Here is a 279-nt window from a genome sequence, read left to right as displayed (position 1 = left end):
GGTAAAGCCAGCTATTTAGTACCTGTTATTATTTATGATGGTGATAAGGTAGTGGCTGAATTTGAAGGGCAGTTTGTAGTAAAAAAATAAGCTGTTAGCACTTTATAGTTAAATTAAAGCACGAAAAAAGCCAAGCGATGCTTGGCTTTTTAATTTGTTTAATTTAATCGCTAATTAATTAAAGTAAATCGGTAAGTAGTATACCTACGCCAATTCTTTCTATATCAGCGTTATAATCAATTAAGCTTTCGCCATAGCCATTAAAGTACTGTGCATAAC

Annotated in this window: 1 protein-coding gene; it reads right to left on the bottom strand. The window is 32.3% G+C overall.

Annotated features, from left to right (window positions below):
- Positions 1-178: 178 nt before the first annotated feature.
- The coding region (locus AAEY88_RS13235) for a phospholipase A (RefSeq protein WP_350563132.1) at positions 179-279 on the bottom strand (101 nt) is incomplete at its 5' end.

Source organism: Psychrobacter sp. CAL346-MNA-CIBAN-0220 (genome assembly GCF_040309805.1).
In the GTDB taxonomy this organism is placed as follows: Bacteria; Pseudomonadota; Gammaproteobacteria; order Pseudomonadales; family Moraxellaceae; genus Psychrobacter.
Note: the sequence above shows the minus strand (reverse complement) of the source record. Positions and strands in the feature narration are given on the sequence as shown.